Below are 19,885 nucleotides of genomic sequence, written 5' to 3'. Positions count from 1 at the left end.
GAACGGGCAGTGTAACACTATGATTAGCGCGCCATCTACCGGAGAGTTTGTCAAACAGGATTGCCCACAACCAGTACGGAAAAAACCTGTCCTCGCCGGTTGACGGCGAGGACAAGACGGCCGCTATTTATTCCTAATTGGCGAGAATAGTATTCGCCATAAAAGATAACAGCGCAGTTGATGTCTTATACACATCGCGATTTTCCGTAACATTTCTGTCAAACCGCCAGTTCATGATGTAAACCACCGGCGCTTTGGGATATTGGTTAATAAAATCCCAATACAATTGAATTTGCGTATGGAGCTGTTCGTCATTCAGGCCAAGGGACGCACTAGATGGCGGAACCAAAACCCATTTTTGACTATTATTGGTCGGTGCCAGACGGTTGTAGGTTTCCCACATGTCAGATACTGACCAATTGTAATTATCGACCCCTATCCAGTCAGGCTTACTATTCACACCTCTAGGGCAGGCAGTTGTCGGTGCCCCTTTTTGTATTTCATTGACATATTCTGGTATATGGGTATGCCTGTAACTCAGAACAGTATAAACCGGGACAGTTAACCCGTAGTTTTTCATGGCCTGTCGGAGAGTACATAGATAACTGGCATATTGATATGGAACATATTTGTCGCCAGTTTGCAAAGCGGGCACATCGAACGGCTCATCAATAAAATAAATAGCGCCGGGACGATATGTAGCCTTACTGATTTCCTGCACAATGCTCCAAATATTAGCCCATGAACCTACAGCCTGACAGGCACTGTCATTTGTTGCTCCTGGACAAATGTCCACGAACGGCGAACCTGCAACGGAGCCGGATCCAGCTTGCACATTCAGCACACATTGCCCTTGGGCACAAATCGGCAAACTCAAACTTTTAATGGAATGCACGACATTAAGGTTGGTCGTACTGACCCCAACGTCAGAAATCGCATTTAAGGCTGCGGTTGCATTATAAGAGGGAGAAGTATTTTCATAGAAGTCGAGCCAATCATAACCATAATACTTTATATTCACATTCGGTCCAGCGGCCGACGCAGAACCATTAGCGAGGCCGAGACACAAAATAAATAAAATCCTCATCATCATTTTTACTCCTTTTAACCTGCTGGTTAATGTTGATATAGATATGAACACAATTAGGCTGATATAACCTCCAACGACTTAATTTCTCACTTGTAGCCCATACGATCTATTCATTCCCGTTGTGCAATATAGGAGTAAACAAGGTCACTTACAAAGGTAGTCCTTAGCTTCTGCATTGGTTAGCCAGGGTACGCCACGAGGGAAGTAACGAGACATTGATAATTGTATTTCTACGTTGTCGGAAAGAGCAGATTTTGATAAGCATCAAGACATGCCTTCTTAAGGTGGTGGCGTTCCCTGCAGGAAATTTTATCCGCAGTGAACAGGTAATAACATTGCGTAAATCAGCTATGGCGAAGCTTGCCCGCTACCGCTATTCTGTCGCCACTAACGGCTGAATTGAGACATACCCTCGCATCATGAACCGGTTATTCAAGTTACTTGTTGGCGTCTGCGTAGTGCTGGTGGCGAGTTTCACTCTGCTTCACCTCGGCACCGATCGCCACCCACGAGCCATTGCGGTCAACGAACCGCCGATGGAGTGCGAAGATACCCCGGACATTGCCAACGACTGTGTGAACGACGACGCCTCCGACGACACGGCACCTGAATTGATGCCACCCGATACACGGGGCTGATCGGGGCCGCATACACCGTCAACATGGTGTATTTTCACATGATATCCCTCTCTCACCATTGCCCGTGATCTCCCGGCAGGCTACTCTACTATTTTGCGCTGCATTGCGGCGTTAACTGAAAACAGGGGTCTGCTTTATGTCGAGTATCATGCAGTTATTCCAGGCCATCGGATTGGGTCTGGTGCTGTTACTGCCGCTTGCCAACCCGCTTACCACCGTGGCGTTGTTGCTCGGCCTGTCGGGCAATATGACACGTGAAGAGCGCAATCAGCAGTCGCTGATGGCGTCGGTCTATGTTTTCCTCATCATGACGGTCGCGTTCTACGCCGGTCAGTTGGTCATGAACACCTTCGGCATCTCCATTCCCGGCCTGCGCATCGCCGGCGGGCTGATTGTGGCGTTTATCGGTTTTCGCATGCTTTTTCCGCAGCAAAGTGCAGAAGATGCGCCTGAGGTGGAAACCAAGTCAAACGAGTTGCGCAAAAAAACCTCGGTCAACATCGCCTTCGTGCCACTGGCCATGCCAAGCACCGCCGGTCCCGGCACCATCGCCATGATCATCAGTTCGGCGTCGAGCATTAAAGCTAATACGCTGGGATTTGAGCACTGGGTACTGTTGGTGGCGCCGGTGGCGATTTTTCTGTCGGTGGCGGTAATACTCTGGGGTTGCCTGAGAAGCTCCGGTGCCATTATGCGTTTGGTGGGCAAGAGCGGGATTGAGGCGATCTCGCGCCTGATGGGGTTCTTGTTGGTGTGTATGGGCGTGCAGTTCATTATCAACGGCGTGCTGGAGATTATCTCCACCTACACGCCTGCGGCCTGATAAAACGGGCGCGGCTCAGTGAACCGCGCCCGCTATGCTTACTTTCCTACCGGTGCCTGAGCACCCAGAATCCCCTTGCCTTCCGGCACTTCGGTAAAGCGGCTGAGGATCTCGCTATAGGTTTTCGCCGGATCCAACTCTGTGAACTGATTCGGGTAGATAAACTTCGCCAGATACTCCAACCCAACGATGTTGTACGGGTGATTATAGAAGTTGTGGTAAATGCCGTAGAAACGGCCCTCTTTCACCGCCGAGAGTTGGGCGAAACCCGGACGCTGTTTCATGCGGTTGAAAGCCTCGTCAACCTGCTGCTGGGTAACGCCATAACCAAAGGGCACCGCGGCATTGGTTTTGCTGGCCCACTGGGAGCCTGAAACGATATAAGCATCCGGCTTCATGCTGATCACTTTTTCAAGCGAGACGTCGCCGGTGGCACCGGGCAGCAGTTCGGAACCCAGGTTGCGAGCACCCACGGCTTCGACCATCCCACCCCAGCCGACGTGCGAATGCGTGAAGCAGCAAGACTCAAGCCCGTTCAAACCGGCTTTCGCTTCGATAAACACCAGCGGCTTTGGCTCCACCGTTTTGGTTTTATCGAGGATGCTCTGATAATGCTGCTGGTAGAAATCGGTGTATTGCTTCGCTTCGCTCTCGCGGTTCAGGGTCTCCCCCAACAGTTGGATACTTTTCGGGGTGTTTTCCACCGGCTTCAGCATGGTATCGATAAACAACACCGGAATGTTCAACGCTTTCAGCTTGTCCAGTACGCCGGTCTGGCTCAACGACGGTTTGGAACGCAACTGCGCCACCATCAGATCGGGGTGTTTCGCTATCACGCTTTCCAGATTGATCTCGCCCTTGTCGCTGAAGCCCATATCGATAATGTTCTTCGCCTCAGGCCATTTGCTCTGCAGGATTTTCCAGGTTTCACCGTCGCTTTTCTTCAGCAGGTTGTTCCACGCCACCAGCCGGGTGAAGGGATCGGCGCGATCAAGCAAAGCCAGCGTCAAAATATCGCGCCCGTCCTGCACCACAACGCGTTTCGGCTCTTGTTTAATCGTCACGCTTGCGCCGGAAGTGTCGGTCAGGGTCAACGGATAGGTGGTCGCCATCGCCTGAGCAGATAAAACGCAGGCGCAGGCCAATGCCAGCAGGGTGATTCGACGATGCACGTAAAGCTCCTTAGCGTAGAAAAATTCTCGGTAAATAATAATGAGAATGGCTTCCATTATCAAAGACAACGCTAAGCAGATGACGGTTTAATTGAAAATGGATGTGAATCAGAAGGAAGCGTGGCGCGCCGGTTTCGGCGCGCCACAGAGGTTAAACCAGGCCGTAAATCAGCGCAGAAAGCGCAATCAGGCCCATCACCAGCACGAAGACGTTGCTCGGCGCACGGTAGCGGTGCATCGCGGGTACCGCACGCACCGCGTACATCGGCAAAATAAACAGGATTACCGCAATCAGCGGGCCGCTGATGGTTTCGATAATATGCAACGCGCTAGGGTTCCAGACCGTGGCTGCCCAGGTGAGCAGGAACAGCAGTACGGCGGAGAGGCGGTGCGTGATGCGCGAACTTAACGGCTTACCGACCGCTCGCGTCAAACCGTCAATCAGGCTGGTCGCCCCTTCGGTAACGCCAAGCGAGGTGCCGAGGTAGGACTTGGACATCGCCAGTATCGCCATCACCGGGCCAAGATAGGCAATCAGCGGGTTGGAGAATTTGTTCGCCAGCGTAGTCAGCACGGTGATGTTCTGATCCTTCGCCTGCTGCATGTCCGCATGAGACAAGCTCAGCACGCAACTGAAGACAAAGAACAGCACGGTGACGCAGATCAGCACGTAGCTGTAGCGCATGATGCGTGCGCAGCGGCGTTCGGCCTTGTCGCCATACAGGCTTTTCTGGGTAGAGGCAAAGGACGAAATAATCGGCGCATGGCTGAAGGAAAACACCATCACCGGTACCGCCAACCACAACGAATGCCACAAATCCGGGCTGCTGAACTGGGTGTTGGCCAGGCCGTTGACGAAGTTCGCCGTCTGCCAGGTCGGCATCAGGTACAGCGAAATGCCCATCAGGAACACCAGTAACGGGAATACCAGCATGCCCATCGCCGCGACAATCGCGTCTTTACCGCGCAGCAGCACCAGATTCAACACCACCACCACCGCCAGACTCAGCCAGATACGCGGCAGCGGCGTCAGGTGAAACTGATGGATCAAGAAGCTGTCCAAGGCGTTGGTAATCGAAATGCTGTATACCAGCACGATCGGGAAAAACGCCATCAGGTACAACACCATGATGATTTTACCCGCCAGCACGCCAAAGTGTTCGACCACCACATCATGGATATTGCCGTCGCGGCTGGAACCGGAAAGCACAAAGCGGCTCAGTGCGCGATGCGGTAAATAGGTCAGAGGAAAAGCAAACAGTGCCATCAGCAACAGCACCAGCGGGCCGTTCAAACCGGCATTGATCGGCAGGAACAACGTGCCTGCGCCGACAGCGGTGGCATAGAGGCCAAACATCCACACCGTATCGGTTTTGTTCCATTTGGCCGCTTGGGTAGCGGCCTGCGTACCTGAATCGGGAGAAATCGTACTCATAGGAAAGCTCACCTTACTCTTCAGCGACAACGATTGCGCTCAATGGGATATCCTTCTCCGCGAATTTTTTAACATTAATCAAGGGATTAATGCAGTATTTCATTCTTGTGCTTGATAAAAGGATGGCAAAGGATAATTAAAAACGCTGCTCGGGTCTATCTCTTGGCGGCTAACTGCGCGCTTCATGAGCGATTTTCAGTGCGGGAATCGATGGCGAGAGGCAAAAAACAGGGGCCTCTGGAGGCCCCTGGCGGTTTACTTGTTGGCGTCCGGATGGTCCGGCACTTCGGCGCTACCCATCTCCTTCTCATTGCGGATCATCGTGCGATCTTTACGCACGTCGGCCACGTCCGAGGCATCGATAGGCTTGGCGCTGTTGCCCCAGCTGGAACGGATAAAGTTGACTACGTCCGCCACCTGCTGGTCGTTCAGGCGCCAACCGAACGGCGGCATGGTGAGGTTGGACACCGCCCCTTTCACCGCCGGCGTGGTATTGCCGGTCAGCACGATGTGGATCAGCGAGGTCGCATCGTCGGTTTGCACCACCGGGTTGCCCTTCAGAGCCGGGAAGGCGCGTTTGTAGCCCACACCGTCGGTACGGTGACAGGCCGCGCAGTTATCGACGTACAACGCCGCTCCTGGCTTGCTGTCGTTGCCGCGCCACAGATCCTTGGCAACGCTATCCTCGACCGGTGCCGCCTGCTGCTTGCCATCTTTCGGCGGCAGCGTTTTCAGGTAGCGCGAGATCGCCGTCAGATCTTCATCACTGAGATACTGCAGGCTGTGTTCAACCACATCGCTCATGCCGCCGAACACGATGGATTTGTCGTTGCGACCGGTTTTCAGGAACTCGGTCAGTTCGGCTTCGCTCCAGGACCCCAATCCGTCCTTGGTATCTCCGCGCAGGCTGGAGGCTACCCAACCGTCGATCGGCGCGTTGCTGCCCGACAGGTAGTTGTCGCCGTCGTTATTGCTCAGCGATTTTTCCTGCATGGTGATACTGCGCGGCGTGTGGCAGGCACCGCAGTGCCCCAATCCTTCCACCAGATAACGACCGCGCTCGACCACCGGATCGGCTTTGGCGTCAGCGACAAAATCCGCCGGCGTCGGTGCAAACATGCCGCGCCAAATACTCAACGGCCAGCGCATTGACAGCGGCCAGGGGATATCGGAATCCTTATTAGCCTGCTCCACCGGCTGCACGCCGTGCATGAAATAAGCGTACATGGCGCGCATGTCGTCCTCTTTCACCAGCGCGAACGACGGATAAGGCATCGCCGGGTACAAAGTGCTGCCGTTTTTGGCTACGCCCTTGCGCACTGCGTTATCGAAGTCTTCAAAGCTGTAATCACCGATACCGGTTTTTTTATCCGGCGAGATATTGGTGGAGTAAATGGTGCCGATCGGCGTTTCCATCGCCAAACCACCGGCAAACTCTTTACCGCTTTTACCGTTGGTGTGGCAGGCCACGCAGTCACCGGCACGCGCCAGATACTCGCCGCGTTTGATCAACTCGCTGCTGACCGTGGCGTCCTGCGCCCAAACGGAAAAACTCAATGCACTGAGAACCAGTGCGGGAACAAATGCTTTCATCGATCGCCGTCCTTATGCCTGCACCAGAGGGCCTGGGTTTTTCAGATACTGCTCGCGAATCGCGCGGGCAGACCAGTAAGCCAACGCGGCCACGGTGCCGGTCGGGTTGTAACCCAGCCCCTGCGGGAAGGCCGACGCGCCGATGGAAAACACGTTGTGCACGTCCCAGCTTTGCAGATAGCGGTTTACCGCGCTGGTCTTCGGATCTTCGCCCATTACCGCACCGCCGTTCATGTGCGTGGTCTGGTAACTGGTGGTGTCAAAATGGCTGTTGGCGTTTTTCGGGCTGCCGGCGATCAATTTCGGGTTCATCGCTTTGGCGATCGGCGCCATTTTGTCGTACATGAATTGGGCCATCTTGACGTCGTTTTCCTGCCAGTCGAACGTCATGCGCAGCAGCGGCTGACCAAACACGTTCTTGTAGGTGGGATCGAGGTCCAGATAGTTGCTGCGGTACGACTGGTGCGCGCCGTGGGCGTCCATCGACACGTGATGGGTGTAGGCGTCCGCCACTGCCGCTTTCCACTTGCTGCCCCAGGCTGGGGTGCCCGGAGGCGTCGGCAAGCCGGAAATCGGTTTGGTGCCCGCCTGGTTGACCCAGAATGGCGAACCGCCGACGAAACCTTCTTTGGCATGGTCGAAGTTATCGGCGTTGAAATCGTCCACCCCGACGCCGTTGCCGCCGGCACCGATGAACGGGTTGGTGAACACGTCTTTGTCGAAGAACGCCTTAATGGTGGTCAAGTTCTGATAGGCGAAATTACGCCCAACCACGCCCTCGCCGGTCACCGGATCGTAAGGTTTACCAATGCCGGACAACAGCATCAGATGCACGTTGTGGAATTGGAAAGCACCCAGGATCACCAGTTCCGCTGGCTGTTCAATTTCGCGGCCCTGCGCATCGACATAATTCACGCCGGTGGCTCGGGATTTGTCAGCGCTCAGGTTCACTTTCAGCACGTTGGCGTTGGTACGCAGCTCGAAGCGCTTCTCCATGCGCAACGCCGGCAAAATATTGACGTTCGGCGATGCCTTGGAATACATGTAGCAGGCGTAACCACTGCAGAAACCGCAGAAGTTGCACGGCCCCATCTGCGCGCCGTACGGGTTGGTATAGGAGTCGGAGGTGTTGGCGGAAGGCAGATTATACGGGTGATAGCCCACATCCCGCGCAGCCTTCTCAAACAGCTGCGCCGAAAAGGTATTCTTCTGCGCCGGCAGCGGGAAGGGATTCGATCGGTCGGCCGCGAACGGGTTACCGCCCTTTTGGCTCGCTCTCTGGCCTTTTACCGTCCAGGCGGTGCCGGAAGTGCCAAACACTTTTTCGGCTTTATCGAAGAACGGCTCCAGTTCGTCGTAAGTCACGCCGAAATCCTGAATGGTCATGTCTTTCGGGATAAAACTCTTGCCGTAGCGCTCTTCGTAGTGGCTGCGCATGCGCAACTCGATCGGGTCAACGCGAAAATGCACGCCGGACCAGTGCAAGCCCGCGCCACCTACGCCGGTGCCCGGCAGGAAGGCCGCCAGTTGGCGATAAGGCACTGCGGTTTGGCTGGTATTATGTCGAATGGTCACGGTGCTTTTCGACAGATCCTGGAACAATTTGCGGCGGATATTATAGGTTAGTTCGTCAATCACCTGCGGGTAGGAGCCGTCCGGATAGGTATCGCGCATCGGGCCGCGCTCCAGCGCCACCACGTTCAGGCCCGCCTCGGTCAGTTCTTTGGCCATAATCGCGCCGACCCAACCGAAGCCGACGATCACCGCGTCCACTTTTTTCATTACCGTTGCCATTGTTACCCCCTCTCCCCACGAATTGATACCGGTGGGAAGGGATAACGTTCCCCTCGCTCAACCCAGTCCATAAAGTCGGCGCGCGCGCCCGGAAAATTAATCAGCTTCCAGCCAACCATGTCTTTGTTGCCGCCATGGATTGGATCGCTGAAGAAACCTTCGCGGGTGTTTTGCAACAGGTAGGAAAAGAACAGTTTGGCCGGTAACTGCGAGAACTCCGCCTCACCTGATTCAAACTTCTGCAGCAGCGCATCCTGCTGTGCAGCGTCCAGCTCGGCAAAGGGTTTGCCGGCGGTTTTCTTGCAGTAGGCATCGGCGTCACTGATGCCCAGGTTGTAAATCTGTTTCGGCACCAGCGGTAGCTGGTAACCCATCTCTTTCGGCACATCCGGGTTGAATGGCCCTTGCATGTACCAGATTGAACCGGTGGCATACGGGGTATTCATCTGGCGATCGATAAACTCCGGCACGCCGGCTTCCAGGGCACCAGGGCCGCGATCGTCAGCCGGGATCAGGCGCGCCGCAGCAGCCTTGATAAATGCCCATTCTTCCGGGGTGAAAAACGTGGGCTGGTAGTCCGTTGGGGTGTCTGTAGCCGCAACAGCAGGCATGGGTGTCGTCAGGGCAGTGACGCCACTGCCGCCAATCACTGCTGCGGGAATTAAAGTCATCGATTTCAGCAGGAAATCGCGCCGTGAGTTGTTAGTTTTATCGTCCGACATGTCACATTCCATCCAAAGATAATCACAACTATTTAACCTCAACCTTGTGAACATTGCGGGATTTAAAAATAATTTGTTACGTATTTGTCTATTTTTTGAAGGTTACTTTGTAAACCAAAGCCAAAATGTTACCGGTAACTTATTGAATGAACGTAAAGAAATGACCGTTAATGTAAAATTAACTATTTGTGCGGTTTTTGAGGTAACAGAATGGGAAATAACGAAAAATGAGAGATACGTCGCGATGTTGTCGCGTCGATAAAGAAAAACCGGCCGCTGCGAGCGACCGGTTTTTAGTGAGAAATAAAGCTTACTGCGACATCGCCTGATAGGCCGTCGTGACCTTCCATAAATAGCGCGGCGCTTGCGGGGCCGGGTGCTTTTTCTGGATGTGCTGGTAAAACTCATCCGGGCTCATCTGATTAATGCGGTTTACCGCCACGCGCTTGTCTGATGAGAACGTGCGCAACATGGCGCCTGCCCCATTGACATAAGAAACGATGGTGGCGTAACGCAAGGTCTGTGGGTTGTTGATCCCGGCTAGCTGCTGGCTTTGAAGAATATTGATATAGGCCGTTCCCAGATCAATATTGACCGCCGGATCCTTCAACTCACGCGAGCTGGGTTGCCCACTTCTTCCCTTCATACGATAGGCATCACGCCCGGCGGTTGAAGGTTTCAGCTGCATTAATCCCACGGCGTTCGAGGTGCTGACCACGTTCGGGTTAAACCCGGACTCCACCTGAATAATCGCTTTAATCAGCGTTTCGTCAACGCCATAACTGCTGGCGGCCTGACGAATGTAATCGTTATAGGCTATCGGCGTCCCTGTGCGGTTAACCGGAGCCTGCGGGGGAGTTTTTAACCAACCGCCGCGCGATGTGCCACTGCCTGAAATAGTACTTGTCGTTTGCGGGTCTTTGGCGCACCCCGACAAAAGCAAAATTGCCGTCAGGCAACCGATTTTTGTTTTCACAGAATCCCTCACTCCTTTCAATGGGTTGCGTAGCATATACAACTTGTAAGGACGCCTGCATAATTTTTTTGGTCTAATCTCAAGCTATTCATATACCAAGAGGTGATTTATGAGTCAATCTGCGACGACGTGTTTTGTGGTGACTTTCCGCTATCAGGAAGAAGGATTGGCTGATTTGGCCAAGCTTACCGGACAATTAACCCGCGATGGATTTGTCACTTCTGTGACAGATGAACAGGGCATTCCGCATCCGTTGAGCAGCAACAGTTTTGCGTTTATAACCTCATTGGATCAACAGGATGTACAACAGTTGGCGCAAAAGCTCGGGGAGGTTGCCCTGGGGAAAACGCCGGAAGTCGACATAGCCCGCTATGAGGAGTACGTTAAGCGGTTACATACTGATACATAAAATGCTATAACTCACCTGACGGTATTATTTTTGCAATGGATTGATAACCTGCCGTCAGCCTGAAGGTGACGCTTGACTTTGCTATAAATGATATTGATAATCATTTTCATTTGAGCCAGGAGATGTCACCATGTTTTTGAAACAACGCGCTTTTCCCCGCCAGCCACTCATTCAGGCTACGGCGTTTTACCGCCCTTTTGCCCTGCTGTGGCTGCTGCTTGTCGCGGGCCTCGCCAGCAATCCCGCTTTAGCGGAAAAGAAACTGCGCGTGGTGACGACCTTCACCATCATTCAGGACATCGCTCAAAACGTGGCCGGCGACGCCGCGGTGGTTGAGTCTATTACCAAACCGGGAGCGGAGATCCACGATTATCAGCCAACGCCACGCGATATCGTTAAAGCACAGCACGCCGATTTGATCCTGTGGAACGGTATGAACCTCGAACGTTGGTTCCAACGCTTCTTCGAGAACATCAAACAGGTTCCCGCCGCCGTGGTAACCGAAGGCATCACCCCGCTGCCAATCCGCGAAGGGCCGTATAACGGCAACCCGAATCCGCATGCCTGGATGTCTGCCAGCAATGCGCTCATCTATATAGAAAACATCCGTAAAGCCCTGGTGCAGCACGACCCGGCCAACGCAGAAACCTATAACCGCAACGCCAAAGCCTATGCCGCCAAAATCAGCGCACTGGATGCCCCGCTGCGCGAGCGCCTGTCGCGTATTCCCGCAGCCCAACGTTGGTTGGTTACCAGCGAAGGCGCATTCAGCTATCTGGCGAAAGACTATCAGTTGAAAGAAGTCTATCTGTGGCCAATTAACGCCGACGAGCAAGGTTCGCCGCAGCAAGTTCGCCGGGTCATCGACGCCGTTCGCGCCAACCGCATTCCGGTGGTCTTCAGCGAAAGCACCATCTCCGACAAACCGGCCAGGCAGGTGGCGAAAGAAACCGGAGCGAAGTACGGCGGCGTGCTGTATGTCGATTCGTTGTCCACCCAGGGCGGCCCGGTACCGACGTATATAGACCTGCTGAACGTCACCGTACAAACCATCGCCAAAGGATTTGATCAATGACCACAGAGGTTTTTGTCCGCCCTGAGCTGATCGTGGATGACGTTACCGTTACCTATAACAACGGCCATACCGCGATCCACAACGCCAGTTTTAACCTGAGCGGCGGCGCCATTTGCGCGTTGGTCGGCGTCAACGGCAGCGGCAAGTCGACGCTGTTCAAAAGCATCATGGGGCTGGTCAAACCCACCACCGGCCGTGTGCAGTTGAACGACAAACCGGTGGCGCAAGCGCTGAAAAAAAATATTATTGCCTATGTCCCGCAAACCGAAGACGTCGACTGGAACTTCCCGGTCCTGGTGGAAGACGTAGTGATGATGGGCCGCTACGGCAAGATGAATTTTCTGCGCATCCCCTCCCGTGAAGACCGACTGCGCGTCGACAAGGCTCTGGAGCGCGTTGGCCTGAGCGAACTGCGCACCCGCCAGATCGGCGAGCTTTCCGGTGGGCAGAAAAAACGGGTGTTCCTGGCGCGGGCGCTGGCGCAACAAGGTTCCGTGCTGCTGCTGGATGAACCCTTCACCGGCGTGGACGTCAAAACCGAGAACGCAATTATCGATCTGCTGCGCGCGTTGCGTGATGAGGGTCACCTGATCCTGGTTTCCACCCATAACCTGGGCAGCGTGCCGGAATTCTGCGACCGGGTGATCCTGATTAACCGCACGGTGCTGGCCGCCGGCCCAACCGAAACCACCTTTACCCAAAGCAACCTGGAGCAGGCGTTCGGCGGCGTGTTGCGCCATATCAACCTGTCCGGCCCGGATCTGCATGACGATAACGATCCGCGCACCGTGACGGTATTGACCGATGACGAACGTCCGGCGGTGTTCTATGGCCATACCAAGAGCGACCCTCCGGCGCAAAGCCAGCCAAAGGAGAAGCAACTCTGATGCTGGACATTTTGCTGCAACCCTTCAATTACAACTACATGGTCAAAGCGATCTGGGTCAGCGCCATCGTCGGTGCCGCCTGCGCGTTCCTGTCGGCCTATCTGATGCTGAAAGGCTGGTCGCTGATGGGCGATGCGCTGTCGCACTCGGTGGTGCCTGGCGTCGCCGGGGCCTATGCCCTTGGTCTGCCGTACGCCGCCGGGGCCTTCTTCACCGGCATGCTGGCCGCGCTCGCCATGACGCTGGTACGCCACGTCACCCGCCTGCGCGAAGACGCAATCATCGGCTTTATTTTTTCGACCTTCTTCGCCGTTGGGCTGCTGATCATTTCACTCAATCCTACGTCGATTAACGTGCAGTCGATTATCTTCGGCAATATTCTCGGCATCGCCGACGAAGACGTACTGCAAGTCGAGATTATCATCGGCGTCTCGCTGCTGATTCTGTGCCTGGTGTGGAAAGACCTGCTGGCGGTGTTCTTTGACGAAAGCCACGCGGTGTCGATTGGTCTGTCGCCGCTGCGGATGAAAATCCTGTTCTTCACCCTGCTCAGCGCCTGCACCGTCGCGGCATTACAAACCGTCGGGGCGATTTTGGTGATCGCCATGGTGATTACGCCAGGCGCCACCGCCTATCTGCTGACCGACCGCTTTAGCCGTTTAGTGATTATCGCCATCGTCATCGGCGCGCTGACCAGCGGTGTCGGTGCCTACCTGAGCTTCTTCCTTGACGGCGCTACCGGCGGCGTGATCGTGACCCTGCAGACGCTGGTGTTCCTGGCGGCGTTTTTCTTCGCCCCCAAACACGGCCTGCTGGCGTCCCGGCGCCGCGTAGCCCGTGAACAGACCGGAGGCCACTGATGGAAACCCTGTATCAACTGCTCAGCGAACCCTTCGCCTACCCGTTTATGCAGCGGGCGATCCTGGCTGCTATCGTTACCGGCGTGGTGTGTGCTGTGCTGTCGTGCTATCTGGTGCTCAAAGGCTGGTCGCTGATGGGCGATGCTATCTCTCATGCTGTTCTGCCCGGCATTGTCGTGGCGTTCGTGCTTGGCATCCCGGTGGTTATCGGCGCGTTTTTCTCCGGCATTTTCTGCGCGCTAGCCACCGGCTATCTGAAAGAGAACAGCCGGGTAAAAGAGGACACGGTGATGGGCATCGTTTTCTCCGGCATGTTCGCCTTCGGGCTGGTACTGTTTTCCCGCGTCGATACCGATCAGCATCTGAGCCACATCCTGTTCGGCAATATGCTGGGGATTACCGACGCCGAGCTGAAACAAACGCTGCTGATTGCCGGCATTACGCTGGTGGTGGTGTTGCTCAAGCGCAAAGATCTGATGCTCTACTGTTTCGACCCGAGCCATGCCAGGGTCATCGGTCTGCCGGTAAAACTGCTGCATTATGGGCTGCTGTGCCTGCTGGCGCTGACGATTGTCGCTTCTCTGCAGGCGGTCGGGGTGATACTGGTGATTGCGATGCTGATAGCGCCAGGCATTATTGCCTTTATGCTGTGCCGCAGTTTTGATCGCATGCTGATCATCGCGACTCTGGTGTCGGTATTCTCCTGCGTGCTCGGCACCCTGATCAGCTTTCACATCGACGGTGCCACCGGCCCCTGTATTGTGATCGTCCAAGCAGTTGCGTTTATTGTCGCCCTGCTCTACAGCAAACTCAGGCCGTTACAACGTCACGAAGAGGCGTTGTTCAGCGAGAAACCTTAACGCTTGCGGCGGTGCGCCCCCTCACCGCCGCTTATCGTTATTGCTGCCGGTAGATATCTGGCCGGACGATATGCCAGACAAAGTCCTGACGATTCAGCGCTTCATATCCCACTTTTTGATACAGCCACGGCGCAGTGCCGGTCACCAGCATAACGCGTCGCAACCGCTGCAGCACGGGATGCTCCAGCGTGCAGTCCATCAGCCAGCGGGCCAGACCACGCCCCTGATAATCCGGTGCGACAAACACATCGCACAGATAACCGAAGGTGGCGTAATCCGTCACCAGACGCGCAAAACCTATCTGTTGCCGGTGATGATAGAGGCCAAAACACAGGCTGTTGTCGATGGAAAGTTGCACCGTCTCCTGCGAAATGCCTGACGCCCAACTCGAGGTGGTCAAAAATGCGTGGGTGAACGCCAAATTTAATTCATTTTTATCCGTATCGATCAGGTATTCATCGCGCTGCCACTGTGGGTTCTGCTCCATAAATCCCTCATCTTATTGATTATAAATATCATTCTATAAGTACCCCACTGCCGCCAACCTGATAAACATCGCTCCGGTGCCACGAAGTTGCAATAGGCCGCGTGCTTAAATGAATCAATAGCGTATATACTTTGAGCAAACGCGACTGACGAAAAAATCGCCTGCCGTCGGTGCCAGCTGTGCGCCAGGTCGTGTTTTCGGAACGGTAAAGAGGCTAACCTAATGAATTCGCAGGCAACACAGAGGGGGTGTACCATGTGGCAAGCCGTTAGCCGTCTGTTAAGTGAACATCTTGGCAGCGCAGAAATCCGCGAAAGGACTGAACTGCCCGGGGGAGAAATCCACCCGGCGTGGCGCGTGAGTTACGGTGACAACGAGGTATTTGTCAAATGTGATGCCCGCGAAATGCTACCGATCTTTACCGCCGAAGCCGATCAGCTGGCCTTACTGGCACGCAGTAAAACCGTGCGGGTGCCGCAGGTTTATGGCGTCGGCAGCGATCGTGACTACAGCTTCCTGCTGCTGGAATACCAGCCGCTGAAACCCTTCAGCGCCCACGACGCTCATTGCCTCGGCCAACAGCTGGCCCATCTGCATAAATGGAGTGAACAGCCGCAGTTCGGCCTCGACTTCGATAACGATTTGACCACCACCCCACAACCCAATGCCTGGCAGCGCCGCTGGTCGGAATTCTTTGCCGAGCAGCGCATCGGTTGGCAGTTGCAGTTGGCGGCGGAGAAAGGCATGACCTTTGGTGATATTGATGAAATTATCGACGTAGTGTATTTACGCCTGCAGCACCATCAGCCGCAACCTTCACTGCTGCACGGCAACCTGTGGCCGGGAAACTGCGGCATGACCACCGACGGTCCGATCCTGTTCGATCCTGCCAGCTACTGGGGCGATCGCGAGTGCGATCTGGCGATGCTGCCGCTGCACCCTGAGCTCCCGCCGCAGATTTATGACGGGTATCAGAGTGTCTGGCCGTTGGAACATGGCTTTATTGAACGCCAGCCGCTGTATCAGCTGTATTACCTGCTTAACCACAGCAACCTGTTCGGCGGCCAGCATCTGGTCAAGGCGCAGCGTGCAATAGACGCGTTGCTGCACCCTCAAGCCCGATAGTGTCAAGGCGCTGAATCCAGCGCCTTGACCTGACATGGTCTTAAGCCGCGCCGGCCAGTTGGCCGAGTAACTTGATGACGAACCAGGCAATGACCGCGATCACGACCGGCAGAATGTACAACGGGAAATACTGCAGAAAAATGGTGTGGCGTGGCAGCGTAATGCGTTCTTCCAGTTGTACACGCGTATGCCCTTCACTGCCCTTGGCCTGCTCGAGGATCATCTGGTCCTCCAGGCCTTCACGGATAAACCTCACCTGGCGCGACATGCGTGCGCCCGAGGCTTGCAACGCCAGCCCGACAAAAATCAAAAAATAGATAACGATAAACATCAGATTGGCGCCGCTGAACAGGCTTTTCGCTACGTCCGGCACCGGCGAGTTATACCAAAAGATATTCAGGAACGGCGTATTGAAGCGCACCATGTCCACCATGACGTGGACAAAATCCAGCATCACCGCATTGATGCCTTTGGTCTTCTCACTGTGTTGATAGAAAAACAGCAGCAGCGAGATCAGCGTTGACAGCAACGCAGGGATGAAAACTACCCAGCCAAGAATACGTTTCACAATGGCGATGCGCCCAGCCTGTTGATACGTCATGTGTTCCCCTTGTAAGCGACGTAACCGTAATTGGCTAAGTCTACCTGTAGTTACTGAAACTCGCCCACCGTTTTCTTTAGCCTTGCTGTGCTACAAGCGTAGCCGGGATTATCCGTTTTCAACAACTTAACAGCGACAGCGCATTCTCGTTAAATGGCTATATAGTTAATTCAATCCATTCTGAATGGGGGCGTCATGATTCGCCTTATCATCTTGTTATTGGGCCCACAGGCGCTGCGCGGCCAGCGACGTGCGCTGTTGCTGTTTGGCTGGGTATGGTTCGCCGTCGGTCTGCTGATGTTAGTTGACGTGCTAGAAGATGGCCGCTCGGTGTTGGCGCTGGATGCACTGGCGGTGGTGCTGGCGCTCGCGGGACTGGTGGCGATCTCCGCCGCACTGGTGATTGGCTCCGCCGCCAGCCGACCGGTATTGCTGAAGGGGCTGGGATTTCTGGTGATGGCTTTTTTGGTGCTGGACGTCCCCGCAGACGACAATATTGTCGCCACGCTGGTGTTCGGCAGCGCGTTGTTGCTGGACGGCTCAGTGCGTATCGCCTCTTCTACCCTGATCCAGCACAGCCGCTGGAAACTGGTCGCGTTGGCGGGCGGTTTCGAAATCTTGCTGTCGCTGTTTATTTTTACCGGCTGGCCGGCGCCGCACCGCATGACGGTCCCCTTTTGCGTCGGCGTCATGCTTTTGCTGTCGGGCTGGGCGTTACTGCGCATTGCGCAGCGGCTAGAGAACTTCTCCCTGAACCGACAACAGCCTGCTGCTGCGCTAACGGTTCAGGCCGCCCCCCTGACGGTCTATGTCTGGACACCGGTGGCGGCGGCGAAAGATGCGCGCCGGCGCTACATTGTTGACCGCTATATCGCCGCAGTGGATGGCGGCGGCCATATCTCCACCGGGCATGCCGCTCTGGCGCTGGCCCCGGATTTGTACATCAGCCATTATCCGCTGAATGACATCAGCCATTCAGTGCAGGATTTCCGCCAGTTACTGCACTCCGGCGAACAAAACAACGTCGAAGGTCGCTTTCTGCCCGGCTTGCAGCAAGAGGTGGCGGCCTGGTGCGCACCCGACAAGAAAATCCAGTTCCGCCGCTATAACCCCTCTGCCTTGCATGCTTTCTGGCAAGAGTATCGCCAGGACACAACCTACAACCTGACGCGACGCAACTGTTCCACCACGGTGATCCTGGCGCTGGACAGTGCGCTGGAGGGCATATTGGGCGACAAGCCTCTGTGGCGGCGTTTTCTGTTTTTGATCCTCGACCCCAACCTGTGGATGCTGGCGGTGTTGCGTAGCCGCGGCGAGACCATGACCTGGACGCCGGGGTTGGTGTTGGACTATGCGCGCATGCTGCAGCAGGTTACCGAGCGACAGCACCAGCGCTGGTGGTCAAAACTGCGCGATCTGTGGCGAATCCTGCGTTTCGGTAAGGCGTCCAGAGCGAATGCGGCGCAATCAGGCAGGCAAAAATTTTAGTCTGGTTCCCGGCGATGATAAGGTGGTGGCACATTCACCGACGCCGGCAGGAGTTAATCGCTAATGGCCTATTCGCAACGCATTGAAACCGCTATTTTTGATATGGACGGTTTGTTGATCGACTCAGAACCGCTGTGGCTACAGGCGGAACTGGATATCTTTGGCGCGCTGGGGCTGGATCTGTCTGACCGTCATAAACTGCCGGACACCCTCGGGTTACGCATCGATCTGGTGGTGAAAATGTGGTTTCAGGCCATGCCGTGGCAAGGCGTTTCGCTGGAGAAGGTCTCCGCGCGGATTATTGAACGCGCCATTGAGCTGGTGCATGAAAAACGGCCGTTGCTGCCGGGCGTGCAACAGGCGTTGGAACTGTGCCGCACTCTGGATCTGAAGATTGGTCTGGCCTCCGCATCGCCGCTGCACATGCAACAACAGGTGTTGAAGATGTTCGATCTGGCGGGGTATTTCGATCAACTGGTGTCCGCCGAATATCTGCCTTACAGCAAACCGCACCCGGAGGTTTACCTTATCGCCGCCGAACGTCTCGGCAGCGATCCGTTGCGCTGCATCACGCTGGAAGACTCGTTCAACGGTATGATTGCCACCAAGGCCGCGAGAATGCGTTCTATCGTTATCCCGGCGCAAGAATATCGCCACGACACGCGCTGGGCACTGGCGGACCATAAACTCGATACCCTCGAACAGCTCACTCCCGGCCATCTGGCGTAATCTTCGGGGCGGCGTTATCCTGCTGCCGCCCTGCGTCTCCCTTTTATCTCCGGGTTCCTCCCGCTAATTTTCAAAACCCTGCCTTAGGTCTAAAAATAAATAAAACATTATTTCATTTTTATTGAATTAACGTACCACCGTCTCTATGCTGGGACATCCAGAAAGCGCCGGGTGGCCGGCGAGCGTTGTCACTGCCACGCAGCGCAACTCTACCGCTCGGCGCTTTCTCCCGCATGCCCGCAGTCGAGATCTATTGGAGGAAGGTAGTCAACGCATTCCTCGCGATCGTCCACGACATCCACAACGGTCAATACTTAACCTTTTACGTAACAACTCATTGTAAAACCGGGTAAAACAAACAATTAGTTACAGGGTAACCGCTTCCGCAACTGTTAATTTTCCCATATACTGGATAAATTAACAGTTTATCAGCCGGAACAACAACAGCATGACCGCGGAAGGACATCTTATTTTCTCTGTCGCTTGCGCGATTTTCGCCAAGAAGGCCGAGGTGACACCGGAGCTGGCCACCGGCGACTGGTGGCACATTATTCCTGCCGCACTGCTAACCTCACTGCTGCCCGATATCGATCATCCCAAATCGGTCTTGGGCCAACGCCTGCGCTGGATTGCCATTCCCATCTCCCGTGCCTTCGGGCATCGCGGTTTCACCCACAGCCTGCTGGCGATCGCCGGCGGCATGGCGCTGTTCCAGTTAGATGTACCGCGCAGTTGGCCGATCCCGCCCGACGTGCTGCATGCGATGATTATTGGCTACTTCAGCCACCTGCTGGCCGATATGCTCACCCCTGCCGGCGTGCCGTTGCTTTGGCCCTGTCGCTGGCGTTTTCGCCTGCCGGTGCTAAATTCTCAGAAAGGCAACCAGCTGGAGCGCGCCCTTTGCCTCTGCCTGGTGGCCTTCGCCATCTACTGGCAGGGAGGATGCACCATTCCCGTGCAGTCATATTTTGAGCAAATCAAAAATATCAGACTGTGATCACAAAAAACCGGCTACCAAGCATTCATCAAGTATATTAATTAAACAAATTCATATTCAAAGTTATATCAAATTCCATTTGGATATAAGTGAGCTGTTGCGCAAACTGTTACGATATTTGATT

The 19,885-nt window shown here is 54.9% G+C and carries 20 protein-coding genes; 11 read left to right on the top strand and 9 right to left on the bottom strand.

Going from position 1 to position 19,885, the window contains the following annotated elements; translation table 11 throughout:
- Nucleotides 1-133: 133 nt before the first annotated feature.
- Nucleotides 134-1,093, bottom strand: a complete 960-nt coding sequence (locus SERAS12_RS10465) for a hypothetical protein (RefSeq protein ID WP_239440994.1) — start codon at nucleotides 1,091-1,093, stop codon at nucleotides 134-136.
- Between the two features lie 416 nt (nucleotides 1,094-1,509).
- Between SERAS12_RS10465 and SERAS12_RS10460 the strand changes: the two genes are divergently transcribed.
- Both SERAS12_RS10460 and SERAS12_RS10455 read left to right on the top strand, forming a co-directional pair.
- Complete coding sequence (locus SERAS12_RS10460) at nucleotides 1,510-1,728, top strand: hypothetical protein (RefSeq protein ID WP_013812630.1); 219 nt, start codon at nucleotides 1,510-1,512, stop codon at nucleotides 1,726-1,728.
- A gap of 136 nt (nucleotides 1,729-1,864) precedes the next feature.
- Nucleotides 1,865-2,551: a MarC family NAAT transporter gene (locus SERAS12_RS10455; protein ID WP_004943583.1), complete on the top strand. Its 687-nt coding sequence runs from the start codon at nucleotides 1,865-1,867 to the stop codon at nucleotides 2,549-2,551.
- Nucleotides 2,552-2,589: 38 nt separating this feature from the next.
- On the opposite strand, the gene SERAS12_RS10450 is transcribed toward SERAS12_RS10455, so the two are convergent.
- The 6 genes from SERAS12_RS10450 to SERAS12_RS10425 all read right to left on the bottom strand — a co-directional run bounded on the left by SERAS12_RS10450 (nucleotide 2,590) and on the right by SERAS12_RS10425 (nucleotide 10,243).
- Entirely contained in the window at nucleotides 2,590-3,723 is a 1,134-nt protein-coding gene (locus tag SERAS12_RS10450) for an ABC transporter substrate-binding protein (protein WP_013812629.1), read from the bottom strand.
- A gap of 151 nt (nucleotides 3,724-3,874) precedes the next feature.
- Nucleotides 3,875-5,158, bottom strand: coding sequence for a septum site-determining protein (locus SERAS12_RS10445; protein ID WP_013812628.1), 1,284 nt, complete (start codon nucleotides 5,156-5,158; stop codon nucleotides 3,875-3,877).
- A gap of 255 nt (nucleotides 5,159-5,413) precedes the next feature.
- The gene (locus tag SERAS12_RS10440; protein ID WP_013812627.1) at nucleotides 5,414-6,751 is read right to left on the bottom strand and encodes a cytochrome c; all 1,338 of its coding nucleotides are present in this window, start codon (nucleotides 6,749-6,751) and stop codon (nucleotides 5,414-5,416) included.
- A 12-nt stretch (nucleotides 6,752-6,763) separates the two neighbouring features.
- Nucleotides 6,764-8,545, bottom strand: a complete 1,782-nt coding sequence (locus tag SERAS12_RS10435) for a GMC family oxidoreductase (RefSeq protein ID WP_013812626.1) — start codon at nucleotides 8,543-8,545, stop codon at nucleotides 6,764-6,766.
- A gap of 2 nt (nucleotides 8,546-8,547) precedes the next feature.
- Nucleotides 8,548-9,267 (bottom strand): gluconate 2-dehydrogenase subunit 3 family protein, encoded by a 720-nt coding sequence (locus SERAS12_RS10430; RefSeq protein WP_013812625.1) that lies wholly within the window; start codon nucleotides 9,265-9,267, stop codon nucleotides 8,548-8,550.
- A 310-nt stretch (nucleotides 9,268-9,577) separates the two neighbouring features.
- Nucleotides 9,578-10,243 (bottom strand): transglycosylase SLT domain-containing protein, encoded by a 666-nt coding sequence (locus SERAS12_RS10425; protein ID WP_013812624.1) that lies wholly within the window; start codon nucleotides 10,241-10,243, stop codon nucleotides 9,578-9,580.
- 109 nt (nucleotides 10,244-10,352) lie between these two features.
- Here SERAS12_RS10425 and ghoS point away from each other — a divergent pair, with 109 nt between their 5' ends.
- The 5 genes from ghoS (at nucleotide 10,353) to SERAS12_RS10400 (ending at nucleotide 14,334) form a co-directional block, all read left to right on the top strand.
- Nucleotides 10,353-10,652 carry a type V toxin-antitoxin system endoribonuclease antitoxin GhoS gene (ghoS, locus tag SERAS12_RS10420; RefSeq protein ID WP_013812623.1) on the top strand — a complete coding sequence of 100 codons (300 nt, stop codon included), beginning with the start codon at nucleotides 10,353-10,355 and terminating at the stop codon, nucleotides 10,650-10,652.
- Nucleotides 10,653-10,782: 130 nt separating this feature from the next.
- Nucleotides 10,783-11,727: a metal ABC transporter substrate-binding protein gene (locus tag SERAS12_RS10415; protein ID WP_013812622.1), complete on the top strand. Its 945-nt coding sequence runs from the start codon at nucleotides 10,783-10,785 to the stop codon at nucleotides 11,725-11,727.
- Nucleotides 11,724-12,614, top strand: coding sequence for a manganese/iron ABC transporter ATP-binding protein (locus SERAS12_RS10410; RefSeq protein ID WP_013812621.1), 891 nt, complete (start codon nucleotides 11,724-11,726; stop codon nucleotides 12,612-12,614). The genes SERAS12_RS10415 and SERAS12_RS10410 overlap by 4 nt, the downstream gene beginning before the upstream one ends.
- Nucleotides 12,614-13,474, top strand: a complete 861-nt coding sequence (gene yfeC, locus SERAS12_RS10405; RefSeq protein WP_013812620.1) for an iron/manganese ABC transporter permease subunit YfeC — start codon at nucleotides 12,614-12,616, stop codon at nucleotides 13,472-13,474. The genes SERAS12_RS10410 and yfeC overlap by 1 nt, the downstream gene beginning before the upstream one ends.
- Nucleotides 13,474-14,334, top strand: a complete 861-nt coding sequence (locus SERAS12_RS10400) for a metal ABC transporter permease (protein WP_013812619.1) — start codon at nucleotides 13,474-13,476, stop codon at nucleotides 14,332-14,334. Before yfeC ends, SERAS12_RS10400 begins: the two co-directional genes overlap by 1 nt.
- Nucleotides 14,335-14,371: 37 nt before the next feature.
- Here the strand turns inward: SERAS12_RS10400 and SERAS12_RS10395 are convergent, their stop codons facing one another.
- Nucleotides 14,372-14,821, bottom strand: a complete 450-nt coding sequence (locus tag SERAS12_RS10395) for a GNAT family N-acetyltransferase (protein ID WP_013812618.1) — start codon at nucleotides 14,819-14,821, stop codon at nucleotides 14,372-14,374.
- Nucleotides 14,822-15,076: 255 nt separating this feature from the next.
- Here SERAS12_RS10395 and SERAS12_RS10390 point away from each other — a divergent pair, with 255 nt between their 5' ends.
- Complete coding sequence (locus SERAS12_RS10390; RefSeq protein WP_013812617.1) at nucleotides 15,077-15,946, top strand: fructosamine kinase family protein; 870 nt, start codon at nucleotides 15,077-15,079, stop codon at nucleotides 15,944-15,946.
- 40 nt (nucleotides 15,947-15,986) lie between these two features.
- Here SERAS12_RS10390 and SERAS12_RS10385 read toward each other — a convergent pair whose 3' ends face one another.
- On the bottom strand, nucleotides 15,987-16,547 hold the full coding sequence (locus SERAS12_RS10385; protein ID WP_013812616.1) for a YniB family protein: 561 nt from the start codon (nucleotides 16,545-16,547) through the stop codon (nucleotides 15,987-15,989).
- A gap of 195 nt (nucleotides 16,548-16,742) precedes the next feature.
- On the opposite strand from SERAS12_RS10385, the gene SERAS12_RS10380 reads away from it, so the two are divergent.
- The 3 genes from SERAS12_RS10380 to SERAS12_RS10370 all read left to right on the top strand — a co-directional run bounded on the left by SERAS12_RS10380 (nucleotide 16,743) and on the right by SERAS12_RS10370 (nucleotide 19,761).
- Entirely contained in the window at nucleotides 16,743-18,035 is a 1,293-nt protein-coding gene (locus SERAS12_RS10380; protein ID WP_013812615.1) for an HdeD family acid-resistance protein, read from the top strand.
- 63 nt (nucleotides 18,036-18,098) lie between these two features.
- A complete protein-coding gene (hxpB, locus tag SERAS12_RS10375; RefSeq protein WP_013812614.1) occupies nucleotides 18,099-18,764 on the top strand; it encodes a hexitol phosphatase HxpB in 666 nt (221 codons plus the stop codon).
- A gap of 448 nt (nucleotides 18,765-19,212) precedes the next feature.
- Nucleotides 19,213-19,761 carry a metal-dependent hydrolase gene (locus tag SERAS12_RS10370; protein WP_004943534.1) on the top strand — a complete coding sequence of 183 codons (549 nt, stop codon included), beginning with the start codon at nucleotides 19,213-19,215 and terminating at the stop codon, nucleotides 19,759-19,761.
- Nucleotides 19,762-19,885 lie beyond the last annotated feature (124 nt).

Source organism: Serratia sp. AS12 (assembly GCF_000214195.1).
In the GTDB taxonomy this organism is placed as follows: Bacteria; Pseudomonadota; Gammaproteobacteria; order Enterobacterales; family Enterobacteriaceae; genus Serratia; species Serratia plymuthica.
The sequence above is the reverse complement of the archived record's forward strand: the minus strand, read 5'-3'. Positions and strand labels throughout refer to the sequence as shown.

Excerpts from the sequence above, each read along its gene's own strand:
- SERAS12_RS10465 (WP_239440994.1), bottom strand. The coding sequence starts at position 1,093 with ATGATGATGAGGATTTTATTTATTTTGTGTCTCGGCCTCGCTAATGGT.
- SERAS12_RS10460 (WP_013812630.1), top strand. The coding sequence starts at position 1,510 with ATGAACCGGTTATTCAAGTTACTTGTTGGCGTCTGCGTAGTGCTGGTG.
- SERAS12_RS10455 (WP_004943583.1), top strand. The coding sequence starts at position 1,865 with ATGTCGAGTATCATGCAGTTATTCCAGGCCATCGGATTGGGTCTGGTG.
- SERAS12_RS10445 (WP_013812628.1), bottom strand. The coding sequence starts at position 5,158 with ATGAGTACGATTTCTCCCGATTCAGGTACGCAGGCCGCTACCCAAGCG.
- SERAS12_RS10440 (WP_013812627.1), bottom strand. The coding sequence starts at position 6,751 with ATGAAAGCATTTGTTCCCGCACTGGTTCTCAGTGCATTGAGTTTTTCC.
- SERAS12_RS10435 (WP_013812626.1), bottom strand. The coding sequence starts at position 8,545 with ATGGCAACGGTAATGAAAAAAGTGGACGCGGTGATCGTCGGCTTCGGT.
- SERAS12_RS10430 (WP_013812625.1), bottom strand. The coding sequence starts at position 9,267 with ATGTCGGACGATAAAACTAACAACTCACGGCGCGATTTCCTGCTGAAA.
- ghoS (WP_013812623.1), top strand. The coding sequence starts at position 10,353 with ATGAGTCAATCTGCGACGACGTGTTTTGTGGTGACTTTCCGCTATCAG.
- SERAS12_RS10415 (WP_013812622.1), top strand. The coding sequence starts at position 10,783 with ATGTTTTTGAAACAACGCGCTTTTCCCCGCCAGCCACTCATTCAGGCT.
- SERAS12_RS10410 (WP_013812621.1), top strand. The coding sequence starts at position 11,724 with ATGACCACAGAGGTTTTTGTCCGCCCTGAGCTGATCGTGGATGACGTT.
- yfeC (WP_013812620.1), top strand. The coding sequence starts at position 12,614 with ATGCTGGACATTTTGCTGCAACCCTTCAATTACAACTACATGGTCAAA.
- SERAS12_RS10400 (WP_013812619.1), top strand. The coding sequence starts at position 13,474 with ATGGAAACCCTGTATCAACTGCTCAGCGAACCCTTCGCCTACCCGTTT.
- SERAS12_RS10395 (WP_013812618.1), bottom strand. The coding sequence starts at position 14,821 with ATGGAGCAGAACCCACAGTGGCAGCGCGATGAATACCTGATCGATACG.
- SERAS12_RS10390 (WP_013812617.1), top strand. The coding sequence starts at position 15,077 with ATGTGGCAAGCCGTTAGCCGTCTGTTAAGTGAACATCTTGGCAGCGCA.
- SERAS12_RS10385 (WP_013812616.1), bottom strand. The coding sequence starts at position 16,547 with ATGACGTATCAACAGGCTGGGCGCATCGCCATTGTGAAACGTATTCTT.
- SERAS12_RS10380 (WP_013812615.1), top strand. The coding sequence starts at position 16,743 with ATGATTCGCCTTATCATCTTGTTATTGGGCCCACAGGCGCTGCGCGGC.
- hxpB (WP_013812614.1), top strand. The coding sequence starts at position 18,099 with ATGGCCTATTCGCAACGCATTGAAACCGCTATTTTTGATATGGACGGT.
- SERAS12_RS10370 (WP_004943534.1), top strand. The coding sequence starts at position 19,213 with ATGACCGCGGAAGGACATCTTATTTTCTCTGTCGCTTGCGCGATTTTC.